Origin of the sequence: Pandoraea sp. NE5, assembly GCF_024363545.1 — a bacterium.
In the GTDB taxonomy this organism is placed as follows: domain Bacteria; phylum Pseudomonadota; class Gammaproteobacteria; order Burkholderiales; family Burkholderiaceae; genus Pandoraea; species Pandoraea cepalis.
In genome coordinates this window covers 4,031,470-4,043,332 of record NZ_AP025517.1, presented here as the reverse complement: position 1 = coordinate 4,043,332, position 11,863 = coordinate 4,031,470, and the positions used below count along the sequence as shown (strand labels likewise).

General features: G+C 65.3%; 11 protein-coding genes. 2 read left to right on the top strand and 9 right to left on the bottom strand.

Features of this window, described 5'->3' with window-relative positions; genetic code table 11:
- Positions 1-251: 251 nt before the first annotated feature.
- The 4 genes from PanNE5_RS18375 to PanNE5_RS18360 form a co-directional block, all read right to left on the bottom strand.
- Complete coding sequence (locus tag PanNE5_RS18375; RefSeq protein WP_261938557.1) at positions 252-1,991, bottom strand: ATP-binding cassette domain-containing protein; 1,740 nt, start codon at positions 1,989-1,991, stop codon at positions 252-254.
- Between the two features lie 166 nt (positions 1,992-2,157).
- Positions 2,158-3,045, bottom strand: a complete 888-nt coding sequence (locus PanNE5_RS18370; protein ID WP_261938556.1) for a deaminase domain-containing protein — start codon at positions 3,043-3,045, stop codon at positions 2,158-2,160.
- Entirely contained in the window at positions 3,045-4,283 is a 1,239-nt protein-coding gene (locus PanNE5_RS18365; RefSeq protein WP_261938555.1) for a hypothetical protein, read from the bottom strand. Before PanNE5_RS18365 ends, PanNE5_RS18370 begins: the two co-directional genes overlap by 1 nt.
- Positions 4,284-4,285: 2 nt before the next feature.
- Complete coding sequence (locus tag PanNE5_RS18360) at positions 4,286-4,975, bottom strand: hypothetical protein (RefSeq protein WP_261938554.1); 690 nt, start codon at positions 4,973-4,975, stop codon at positions 4,286-4,288.
- 358 nt (positions 4,976-5,333) lie between these two features.
- On the opposite strand from PanNE5_RS18360, the gene chrA reads away from it, so the two are divergent.
- The gene (gene chrA / locus PanNE5_RS18355) at positions 5,334-6,569 is read left to right on the top strand and encodes a chromate efflux transporter (protein WP_157211351.1); all 1,236 of its coding nucleotides are present in this window, start codon (positions 5,334-5,336) and stop codon (positions 6,567-6,569) included.
- Between the two features lie 71 nt (positions 6,570-6,640).
- Here the strand turns inward: chrA and epsC are convergent, their stop codons facing one another.
- From epsC to PanNE5_RS18340, 3 genes are all read right to left on the bottom strand, one after another.
- Positions 6,641-7,582: a serine O-acetyltransferase EpsC gene (gene epsC, locus PanNE5_RS18350; RefSeq protein ID WP_261938553.1), complete on the bottom strand. Its 942-nt coding sequence runs from the start codon at positions 7,580-7,582 to the stop codon at positions 6,641-6,643.
- Positions 7,583-8,108: 526 nt separating this feature from the next.
- A complete protein-coding gene (locus PanNE5_RS18345) occupies positions 8,109-8,237 on the bottom strand; it encodes a hypothetical protein (protein ID WP_017232138.1) in 129 nt (42 codons plus the stop codon).
- A 183-nt stretch (positions 8,238-8,420) separates the two neighbouring features.
- Entirely contained in the window at positions 8,421-9,311 is an 891-nt protein-coding gene (locus PanNE5_RS18340; RefSeq protein WP_026131634.1) for a LysR substrate-binding domain-containing protein, read from the bottom strand.
- Between the two features lie 93 nt (positions 9,312-9,404).
- Between PanNE5_RS18340 and PanNE5_RS18335 the strand changes: the two genes are divergently transcribed.
- Positions 9,405-10,706 carry an aspartate aminotransferase family protein gene (locus PanNE5_RS18335; RefSeq protein ID WP_261938552.1) on the top strand — a complete coding sequence of 434 codons (1,302 nt, stop codon included), beginning with the start codon at positions 9,405-9,407 and terminating at the stop codon, positions 10,704-10,706.
- 26 nt (positions 10,707-10,732) lie between these two features.
- On the opposite strand, the gene PanNE5_RS18330 is transcribed toward PanNE5_RS18335, so the two are convergent.
- Together PanNE5_RS18330 and PanNE5_RS18325 are read right to left on the bottom strand one after the other, a co-directional pair.
- Complete coding sequence (locus PanNE5_RS18330; RefSeq protein WP_017232141.1) at positions 10,733-10,942, bottom strand: tautomerase family protein; 210 nt, start codon at positions 10,940-10,942, stop codon at positions 10,733-10,735.
- Positions 10,943-11,023: 81 nt separating this feature from the next.
- On the bottom strand, positions 11,024-11,758 hold the full coding sequence (locus tag PanNE5_RS18325; protein WP_017232142.1) for an SDR family NAD(P)-dependent oxidoreductase: 735 nt from the start codon (positions 11,756-11,758) through the stop codon (positions 11,024-11,026).
- Between the last annotated feature and the right edge of the window lie 105 nt (positions 11,759-11,863).

Here is an 11,863-nt window from a genome sequence, read left to right as displayed (position 1 = left end):
CGATTCCGAAGTGTTGGGGGGCGGTTCCCGCCGGCTTAAGGCAACGACTGCGCAGTCGGGTCTTCGAATACGAGGCGATTATTCTCCTTCGCCTGCGTCATGTAAAGCGCGTCGCATCGAAGGTTTGCGTTGGCTCAACACGTGTCGATATTTCTTGTAGTGCTATATAAGCCGTGCCCCGTTTCTGCTTGACGTTGCCCGCCCGGATGGCGGCGCAAAGCGCTATATCCTTGCTGATATAGCGCTTTGGACTAGGTCCGTCGGGCCAGCACCTCGTCGCGCGGGCCGGCGTCGACAACGCGTCCCTCGTCCATGACCACGAGGGTGTCGAATCGATCGAGCAGACTCGGCCGGTGCACCGACGCGACGATGCAGGCGTTCGGGAACGCTTCATACAGGCGATCGAATACCCGTGCCTCGGCTAGCGGGTCGAGCGCGCTGGTCGGTTCGTCGAGCAGCAATAGCGAACTCCCTCGCGCTGCCAGCGCGCCCCGCGCGAGCGCGAGCCGTTGTCGCTGACCGCCAGAAAGGTTGCCGCCGCGCTCGTTGAGCGTGCTGGCCAGGCCCTCAGGAAGATGCTGGAGGACGTCGTCGAATGCCCCCGCATGCACGGCGGCCTGCACGGACTGCGCGTCGGCCGGTTCCCCAAACGTCAGGTTCTCCTCCACGCTCGCCTCGAACACTTCGGCTTCCTGCGGAATCAGTGTGGCCAGCGTGCGCAGATCGGCCCACGGCGTTGACGCGCCGTCGCGCAGCAATTGGCCGTGCTGCGGGAGATAGAGTCCGGCGAGCGTGCGCAACAGTGTGCTCTTGCCGCCACCGCTGGGGCCAACGAGCGCCACGCGGGAGCCGCGCCGGAGCACGAGGTCAACGCTATGAAGTCCGCCACGCGTATCGTCGGCGTAATGCCACGACACGCCGCGCAGTGTCAGCATCGCCCACGGCGCATCAGGCACGACAGCGGGGGCGATCGCGTCGGGCTCGCCCGGTGCCGCCCAGATCGGCGCGGCGCTGCCGAAATCCGTGTGCATGCGGGCGAAGCTCTGGAAGTTCGACGCCATCGCGCCGACCACCGTCGCCGCCTGCTGTGCGTATTGGTAGATCATGAATACCGTGCCGAGCAACACCGCCTGCCCCGGCTGGCGCGACTGCAACACGTAGACGATGACCAGGATCCAAGTCAGCCCCATGCCGAGAATATCGACGGCGAACCATTTGCCCTCGTTCACCACGACGGCGCGACGCAGCGGCGCCATCACCGTCTCCATGCGACGCCCCAGCACTTTGCGAGACGCTGCCTGCAGGCGCAGGCCGATCACCGTGCCCGCATTGCCGACGAAGTCGAGCAATGCGGCGGCGTAGCGCCGTTCGGCGTCGTTCTCTGCGCGCGCGAGCTGCATCAGAACACGGTCGAACCGCAGGATGATGAGCGCCACGACGACATAGCCCGTCACGGCAATCACACCGCTGGTGCGAGACAGCAATGCGAGCGCCACCAGCGGCCCGACGAAATTGAAGGCGCTTTGTAGATAGCCGAATTGATTCTGGGCGAAGTCGGACAGGGCGCGACTGGATTGCACGACGCGGTGCTGCAACTCGCCCGAGTGGCGGCCATCGCGCCATGCGAGCGGTGCGGTGGCGATCCGTGCATACAGTTGATCGGCCAGCCGGACACGCACGCGAACCCCGACGTTGCGCTCGAGTATCCGGCCCGGGCCGTGGAGCAGCCACGACACCAGATAGACGCCGACCAGATAGACGATCCAGCGGCCCGCCGTCGTCATGTCGCCTTGTTGCAGCGCATTAATCGCCTGTGCCGCCAGCCACGGCATGGTCAGACGCAACAACTGTGCAGCCGACAACAGGCCGGCGGCGCCGAGCAAATGCAGCCGCACGCCGTGGGCGTGACGCCAGAGCGCGCGGTAGAGATCTCGCGCCGCACCGCCCAACCCGATGGCGGGCGCTTGTGCTGGAGCGTCGGGCACCGTCATGCGTGCATCGTTCCTTTGCCGTTAGGCTCAGCCCCCGGTCCGCATGCCCCTCGACGGGCGGACGGCGAACCGGGAAGTCGTCAGGCGCCGCAAAGGGTGCCAGAAGTGGCGCCAAAAGCGGCGTCGCGAGCGGTCAATATATTGGAAAATCGATCAAGCGTCGCGCTTACAGGCTGGAATGCGCGTGCCGATCATCCGGGTCGCGCGCGTGTGCGTGGGTTCTCGCCTGCCCGGCCAGCGCGGCCGACACCGTCACCGCAAGGGGCGCCGGCGTGGCATCGGGTTGTGTTCGGCGATCGCGCGGCGATGGGGCCACATAGTAGAAGCGCAGCTCAGCGTCGGGATAGTGGTACGGCACCATGGCGAGATTGACGGCACACGAGTCGCAGAACGGCAGACGCGAGCACAGCACGATCGAGCGAACGACGTTCTCGCCCACCGGGTTATCCGCATAGATCTGCGCCAGAATCATCCGCTCCGTATCGAGCGTGCGGGACCGCACCCCGCCCGTGGCGGCGTTGAACGTCGGCAGGTCCGCGTCGGCCATTGCCAGACGCAGTTCGGGCGGCTCGGTGAAAATGACCTCCTCTCCCGAGCGGGCTGCTGTGCGGCGTTGGGCGATGACATTGTGGTCCCGCCGCGCATACGCCCGGCCCGCGTCCACGATGCGCACGCTCGGCGTGTTCGTACGCAGCGTAGTGCGCTGGAGTCCCGACAGGCAGTAGTAAATCGTTCTCGTGCCGTCGACGAGCGTCACTTCCGCCACCGCGATATTCGCGTTGCGCGAGACCGCGCGCATCCGGTCGCCGACATCGCGTGCCGCGCGCGCTGTGCCGCCGACCAGCGCCTGGATCCCCGACATGCCGGGAAACAGCGTCTCGAAGATCGACAGCACATCGCGTGTCGTTTCCACGTCGCCGACGAAGGGCAACTGCGACCATACGGCCAACGGGGCGGGACGCGAGACAAAGTCCCTCGCGATCGCATTGATGAACGCTTCGGCTTGCGCCGGATAGTGTTGCCAGTGGCTCCACAGTCGGTTGAACATCGGCATCAACGACGCATCGATGCCGGGGGCGGAGAAAAGCCGCTGGCGCCGGGCGACGCCGGCGGTGTTCTGGCGGCGGCTACCCGGTGTTCGATCGCTTGCGTCAGGTCCCGAACCGCTTGCCGCGCCTCGATCACCGACAGTGAAACGTCCTCAAGCCCGCGCCAGACGTCCCCCGGAGACGGCGCCTGCTGCCAGAGCTTGAGATACAACTGCAGAAACGTGCGCGCATCGCCGTAGGCGATCGTCGGCAGCACCGTCGCGTTCTCGGCGGCCGCGCGATGGTGCTGCGCCGTGCGGTACGCGCGAATGTCGCGGTGCTTCGCCGCGCGCAAGTGCAGGCGCACCCGACGTGACGAACGTGACGATTCGCCCTCGTCGCTGTCGGGCAACCCGAAGCGGTAATAAACGTCGCTCGTCAGTTGCACCACACCATGCAGCGCGCCATCCGTGTCCCGATACGTTCCGAATGGCGCCGCGATGCGCATGTCGCCAAGCGTGAGACGCACGCGACGCCCACCGACCGGCCCCTCCGTCGTCGACTGCTCATAGAAGGACAATTCGCCGTCCAGCTCCGGCGCATACACCGACGGATCGACGAGTGGCGAGTCCGGCGAGACGTGCGGCACGCGATGCTCGTCCAGACGCCCCATACGCCCAAAGGCAAAGAACACGTGGCTACCGTCCTCCGCTCGAGACAAACGGGAATAGACGGCGACACGCAGGCGAGCGAGTGGCGACGCGTTCATTGGCTGATGCTGCGTAAGCGTTGCGCCCTGCTCCGTGACCGTGACCTCGTCGGGTCGCTCGGAGTGGCATTCGAGACACATGCCGTCGATGTCGATCCCCGTTCCCCGCGAGATGCGGCACAGCGACTCCGGCCCACGCTCGCGACGGATGTCCTCAAGTGGCCGGAGGTCTGACGCGTGTTTGCGCGAGTGCGCCACGGTCGCGCCGTACAGGACACCGTCGATGTCGAACACCTTTACGCCGTTCTGCGTCAGGTCCGGGAGGTACTCCACGTAGACATCCGGCGGCAACGACCATTGCACGCCTCGGCCCAGCGGACCGGAGAATGGCTCGTGTTTGATAAATCTCGGCAACGGCGGTGGCGTCGGCGTCGGCGTGGCATGAGTAGAGGCTTCTATGGGGTTGTCCGGCCAAAGGTGCTGGAGCAGCGCGATGGCATCCTGGTGGAGCGTATCGGCGCGCACCATGGCGGCCAGACATTCAAGCCCGGACATCGTCAGGCGAGAGGCCAATGGGTTGGGCGCAGGACCTCGGCATCGGCAAACGCCGCACGCGTTTGCGCGTCCGATACGGCGACGGATTCCCGAATCAACGCGACGATAGCGCACTGGATATCCCCTCGGTACGCTTCGAGCCCCGCTCTCAGGGCCTCGCGGCTGTCGGCTGGCGCTGGCGGCCGACCGAGCGACCTGGCGTGCGGCGCCGGCAGGCACTGCGCCATCACGCCACCGCCGTCGGGGCGGTAAGGCCACACGCGCAGCAACGCGTGAACGCCGGACACCGCGTCAGAATGCGGCAACGCCATCGGCGCCGTGGTTGGACCCGGTTCGATACGAACCTCTCTACGGCCGATCGACCGCGGCCCGGCAACCGGTGCCCGCGGGGCGACGGCCGCGACCGCTACGCCTGTCGTACAGACCACCGCCAACAAGCCCAGCGCGAAGGCCGCATTGGGGGCCTCACGGCCCGTTGCGCCAACCGCTGCGCGAGCGACGGGCTCGGTCAACAGCGGTGGCGGGGCCGAACGCGGAGGCGCCTGCGTCTGGACGGCGCGACGACGGGGCACCGACAGACCGGCCCGCCAGTCGTCAACGAATGCGGGGCGAGCGATGCCCCGTCTTGTATGGTGCGCATTGGCGGTCGGTCGATGCGCGTGGTGCGGCATGGCGTAATGCAATCGAGTCATTCAGCGTTTCTCCGTGAATTCGGCGGCGTTGTACGATCGCGAGATTGCGAAGGACAACATCCGCAGCGAGGGGGAGAACGCTAACGCGGCCCGCGCAGAAGCGATTGCTGAAACGAACCGGCGATTGTGGCAGTCTTCACTGCTGCCACCGCCGCTAGGGAGAAATTCGGAAATCGCCGTCCGTGCCGAGAATGGCGGTCCTGCCATGCACGACGCTGACCGACAGCGTCTACGGCTGGCGTGGCGTAAGCTTGCGATGCCCCCAGTGTGCTCGCGTCATGCAGACGTCATGCTGAGGTCACCGCGTCAGCGCTATGATGGCGAACTTTGTGTTGCTGGATAACGTAAGTTGGAACCCTTGAAAACCGAGATCGAGACCGTCCCGGGTCCCGCCACGACGCATGCGCGCGCCGCCCTCGAAGTGCTCCGCACGTTTCTCCTGCTGGGCCTGACCAGCTTCGGCGGACCGGTCGCCCACATCGGCTATTTCCGGCGTGAATTCGTGGAGCGGCGTCGCTGGCTCGACGACGCGAGCTTCATCGATCTGGTGGGGTTGTGTCAGTTTCTGCCCGGACCGGCGAGCAGCCAGGTTGGGTTTTCCATCGGCCTTCGGCGGGCCGGATGGTTGGGCGGCATCGCCGCGTGGTGCGGGTTCACGCTGCCGTCGGTGCTGCTGCTTCTGGTCTTTGCCGTCGTGGCACCGCACCTGGGCGGTCCGGTCGGCGATGGCGTGCTGCATGGCTTGAAGCTGGTGGCGGTCGCCGTCGTGGCGCAGGCCGTATGGGACATGGCGAGACGATTATGTCCCGACACGCGCCGCGCGGGGATCGCGTTGGCCGCCATGACTGTGCTCGCGTTGACGACCACCCAGTTTGCGCAGCTCATCGTGATCGTGCTGGGCGCGGGGCTTGGGGTTCTGCTGCTGCGCTCGGGCCACGCGATGGCGGCACCGCCGTTGCCCTCGCCCGCGCGATTCCGAATCTCACGTACAGCGGGCGCTGTGGCGCTGATCCTCTTCTGCGTGCTGCTGGCCGGGTTGCCGTTCCTGCGCCATCTCACCGACGAGCGGTCCGTGGCCATATTCGACGGCTTCTACCGATCCGGCGCGTTGGTGTTCGGCGGTGGCCATGTGGTGCTGCCGCTGCTTCAAGAGCAGACGGTGGCGACGGGATGGGTGTCGAACAGCGACTTCCTGGCGGGGTATGGTGCGGCGCAGGCGGTGCCGGGCCCGCTCTTCACGTTCGCGACCTACCTTGGGTGGCGCTCGGGGAGCCCGCTGCATCCGTGGCTTGGCGCCGTGCTTGCGACGGCGGCGATCTTTCTTCCCGGGCTGTTGCTCGTCGTGGCTGCGCTGCCGCATTGGCAGGCGCTGCGTGAGCGTGCATCGACGGCGGCCATGCTTGCCGGGGTGAATGCGGCCGTCGTGGGCATATTGGCCTCGGCGTTGTACTCCCCGGTGTGGACGAGCGCCGTGCACAGCGCCGCCGATTTCGCGGTAGCCGCGATTGCGTTCGTGCTGTTGACGCGGTGGAAAGCGCCGCCGCTTGCCGTGGTTGCGCTATGCGCTGTCGCCGGCGCGGCGGGGCTTGCCTGACGGGCTTGAGGGGCCTCGATGTTGAATACCGCCTGACCGATCCGAGCGCGGCGTGGGCCAGGCGGGATGCGTCAGGACGATTCGTTATCGCAGCCGGACACCGGGGGCGAGCCGGCTTCCGTGCGCGATCTTGCTTGCGTGATGTTGCTGAACGGCGGGACGTCTTGCGTGAGCCAGACGTTGCCGCCGATCACCGAGCCTTGTCCGATAGTGACGCGACCGAGGATCGTTGCGCCGGCGTAAATGACCACGTTGTCTTCCACGATCGGGTGACGCGGTAGGCCTTTGCGCGGATTGCCGTCGTCGTCGGCCGGGAAGCGCTTGGCGCCAAGCGTGACGGCTTGGTAGACGCGCACGCGCTCGCCGAGAATCGCGGTTTCCCCGATGACCACCCCTGTCCCGTGATCGATGAAGAAGCCGGCACCGATCTGGGCGCCTGGGTGAATATCGATCCCTGTTTCCGAATGGGCTTGCTCGGCGATGATACGGGCGAGCAGAGGCAATTCCAGTCGATAGAGTTCGTGGGCGACGCGGTGGTGAATCATCGCGTGAATGCCTGGGTAGCAGATCAGCACCTCGTCGACGCTGCCGGCGGCCGGATCGCCTTGATAGGCGGCGAGCACGTCACGGTCGAGCAATTCGCGGATTGTCGGGAGCCGTTGGGCGAATTGCTGGATGGTGGCGTGGGCGCGTTCCTCGATGCGTGCGGGCGTGAGGTTGGCGTCGTGGCGGGCTTTATGGCGCCATTCCATGCGGGCTTGTTCGGCGAGACCGTTGAGCACGCTGGTCAGCGTGTGACCGACGAAATAGTTCTCGCCTTGCTGGTGCAGGTCTGGCGGGCCGAGGCGCATGGGGAAGAGCACGCCTTTGAGGGCGCCGATGATGGCGGCGAGGTGTTCACGGGAGGGCAGATCGCGCCCACCGGATTCGAGCAGGCGGCGTTGGCCGTCGCGCCAGCGCAGGCGAGCCGAGTGCAGGGAGGAGACGATATCGTCGATGTCGAAAGCGGCCACGAGGGGGAACTCCTGAAAAGCGGGTGCCGGGGACGGTGTCGTCGCCGAAAAGCGAAAGAAAACGGAGTGCTGGAAAGCGCACAGACCAAAGAAGGATAACGGGTTTCCAAAGCACCAGTGGTGAAGTGGTTTATTTGGGCGGTGCCGGGCTTGGGTCGTTGGGTGGAGGGACTGGGGGCGTGGAGGGGAGACGGACCGGGGCCCCTTTCTGCAGCGAGTTGGGTTTATGTTTGAGAGGCGGAAAGGGGCCCCGGTCCGTCTGGGGGGCAGGTGTGGAAAGCGTCAAAACGCGTCAAAGAGGCGCCAACGAGGCGGACAACCATCGCAACGGACGCGCCGAGTGGCAGACGATCGTTGCGTACATCGCGTGGGAAGAAGCGGAGATACCAGGTATGAAGCGTCAATTCCGACACCTCAACGTTCCCTACAGATCGCAGTGGGGCGATCCGGCGTTGAACCGAGTGGACGCGGCATGCTGATCGATTTTGGCGAAGGCGCAAACGTCCCCTTCGCCCGGACCAGCCCCTTACAGGGCCCGCTTGACGGTGCGCGCCGCGCCTGAAATATCCTGCCCGACGCCGTCGACCGTATTGCAGCCTGCCAACGAGAGCAGCGAACCGACCACCAGGAAAACCGCCAAAATACGCGCCAACATATCGACCTCGATACAAAAAACGTAATAACCACGAGTTTCCGGCCCCCTCGGAGCCTCCCAGGGCCCGGAACCCGGCTTCTTGTTGATGAGCAGGGAAGCGACTACCCCCGCCTCAAAACGATGCGCAATTGTGCGTCAAATTCACCTGAACAGGGGCAAACATGAAAACCCCACGTCCCCGCCCTACAACACCGCCAGCGTTCGCCGAATGTGATCGGCAAACGCCACGCTCAAGTGATTCGGACGCGCGCGATCGAACTTTACCGTAATCCCGACCGACGGCAATGGCGGCAACGTATCACCTGTAACAATGCGTAAATCCTGGGGCACCGCCGTTTGCGTCATCACCGCGAACGCCTGCCCCGAGCGTGCCAGCGCCGTCAATCCCGCCAGATTGCTGCTCGCGTAGGCAATGCGATACGCCCTGCCCGCGCGCGTCAACGCCTCGCATGCCGCCATATGATCCAGCGTATCCGGGTCGGACAATGCCAGCGGCAGCGCCACGTCGGGATTCGAAAGCACCGCCTCCAGGCCCGGATTCCCGATCCAGACCAACGGTTCCCGTCGGATGACGCCCTCATCGTCCACGCCGTCCGGCACCGAAATCAGCGCCAGATCCAACGTATGGCGCGACAGTTGCTCCATCAAGCGCGGTGTCGGCTCGCAAATCACCTCCACCAACGCGTGCGGATGCGCCACCGCAAACTCACGCAACAGATGGGGCAGAAACGCGGCAGCGTAATCGTCCGGACACCCGAATCGAATCGTGCCGCTCAACCCCCGGCCCGACATCTCCGCCATGGCCTCGTCGTGTACCCGCAGAATCCGCTGGGCATGCCCTAGCAAACGCTCGCCAGGGCTCGTCAACGCCACACCGCGGCCCGTGCGCTGCAACAACGGCTGATCGACGATCGCTTCCAGACGCTTCATCTGCTGGCTCAGCGCCGATTGCGTTCGCGCGATGCGCTGCGCCGCACGGCTGAGCGAACCCGCCTGCGCAATGGCGACGAACGAACGCAGCAAATCGATTTCCAGGGACAGGCTCAAGATATTAGACTCACTTCTATCTTCCATTAGCACTATTCGCTTCCATGAAATCAGAGCGCTGCCTAGACTGCAAGCGGTAAATGCCCCGCCCCATCGCCGTTGCCCATCGGAGACACCTGCATGTCCAAGAACCAAGACGCCGACTTCTGGCGCAACGCCCGGCAACATCTGATCCGTTACGGCGGCACCTTCGAGCCGATGATCATCGAGCGGGCGCAAGGCAGCTTTGTCTACGACGCCGACGGCCGCGCCATTCTCGACTTCACCTCCGGACAGATGAGCGCCGTGCTTGGCCATTGCCATCCGGACATCGTCGCCGTCGTCACTGAGTCTATCGGTACCCTCGACCACCTGTTCAGCGGCATGCTCTCCCGGCCCGTCGTCGATCTCGCCACGCGGCTCGCCGACATCACCCCCGAAGGCCTCGACCGGGTCATGCTGCTGAGCACCGGCGCCGAATCGAACGAAGCCGCCATTCGCATGGCCAAGCTCGTCACCGGAAAATTCGAAATCGTCGGGTTCGCCCAATCGTGGCACGGCATGACCGGTGGCGCCGCCGCAGCGACCTACAGCGCGGGACGCAAAGGCGTCGGGCCGGCCGCCGTCGGTTCGTTTGCAATTCCCGCGCCGTTTACCTACCGTCCCCGCTTCGGCCCGGCCGGTCAGTACGACTACCTCGCCGAACTCGACTACGCGTTCGACCTGATCGATCGCCAGTCCAGCGGCAACCTCGCGGCCTTCATCGCGGAACCCATCCTCAGCTCGGGTGGCATCATCGAACTGCCGCCGGGCTATCTCGCAGCCCTCAAGCGCAAGTGCGAAGAACGCGGCATGTTGCTCATTCTCGATGAAGCGCAGACCGGCATCGGCCGCACCGGCACGATGTTCGCGTTCGAGCGCCACGGGGTCACTCCCGACATCCTGACGCTCTCGAAAACCCTCGGCGCCGGACTGCCGCTCGCCGCCATCGTGACGTCCGCCGAGATCGAGGAACGCGCCCACGAACGCGGCTACCTCTTCTACACCACCCACGTCTCCGATCCACTGCCCGCCGCCGTCGGCTTGCGCGTGCTCGACGTCGTCGCGCGCGATGGGCTTGTCGCGCGCGCCAATGCCATGGGCGAACGTCTGCGCAACGGATTGCTGGGGCTGATGGAGCGCTTCGAATGCGTGGGCGATGTGCGCGGACGCGGCCTGCTGCTCGGCATGGAAATCGTCAAGGATCGTCACACCAAAGCGCCGGCCGACGGACTCGGCGCGAAGATCACACGCGAGTGCATGAACCTCGGCCTGAGCATGAACATCGTGCAACTGCCGGGCATGGGCGGCGTGTTCCGCATCGCGCCGCCGCTGACCGTCAGCGAGGCAGAGGTCGACCTCGGGCTTTCGCTGCTCGGTCAAGCCATCGAACGGTCGCTGTAAGGTCGAGCCCGTCGCCTGGCTCCCACTCACCCCTGCGACGACTGACGGCGGACCACCGTCGTGGTTTGTCCCGCATAACCCCAGTTGTCCGTGTCGATCTCTTCGATCACGATATGGGTAAGGTGCGGCGGCTTGTGCAACACGCGCTCCAGCGTTTCGGTGACTTCGCGGATCACCTGTGCTTTCTGCTCGGCGGTATTCCCTTCCCGGGTGATACGAATGCTGACGAACGGCATGACTGACTCCTCAACGTGGCGCGGCCGGCGAACTCGCCGGACCGCCGTTCCATGGAAAACCAAGGCGAAACGCCGTGTCGATCAGCGTCCGGCGCTGAAACCGCCGTCCACCGGAAGAATCGTCCCCGTCACATATTCGCTCTGCACGAGGTACTGCACCGCCCGCGCGATGTCCGATACATCGGCAATGCGTCCGAGCGGATGCATCTGCCCCAGCGCGTCGTGCGTTTCAGGGGCATGCATCGGCGTGTCCACGACCCCGGGGGCTACCGCGTTGACCGTTACACCGTACGGCGCCAACTCCAGCGCCAGTGCGCGTGTCGCCTGATTGAGGCCTCCCTTGAGCGCGGCCGCCATCAAGGCGGGAACACTCGAATGCGCCTGCAACGCGATCGACGCGGTCACGTTGACGATCGCGCCGCGACGGCGCTCGCTCATGTGGCGCGCCGCCACTTGTGAAAAGTACAACGCGCCCTTCAGGTTCGTGGCGATCTGCTCGTCGATCTCGTCCGGTGTGAAATCGACAAACGGCTTCGCCGTGAAGATGCCTGCGTTATTGACGAGTACATCGACATGACCGAACGCCTCGATGGCGCGCGCGAAGGCCGCTTCGGCCACCCTGGGGTCACCCACATCGCCCGCGACCGGCAGGAATCGCTCGCCCATCCCCAGCGCCGTGCGCGCCGCGTCGAGCCGAGCGCTGCTCCGCCCGGTCCCCACGACGTTGAAACCCGCCTTCAGGAAAGCTTCCGCCAACCCGAGTCCGATGCCACTTGAGGCACCCGTGATAATGGCCGTGCGTTCCGAATGGTTCATGATGTCTATCCTCGACTTGAAGTGGCCTGCCGGGACGGCGGATCATCCACACGCCCCGCGGGTTGAGCACCACTCTATTCGTGAATGATGACGCGAAAAACACAT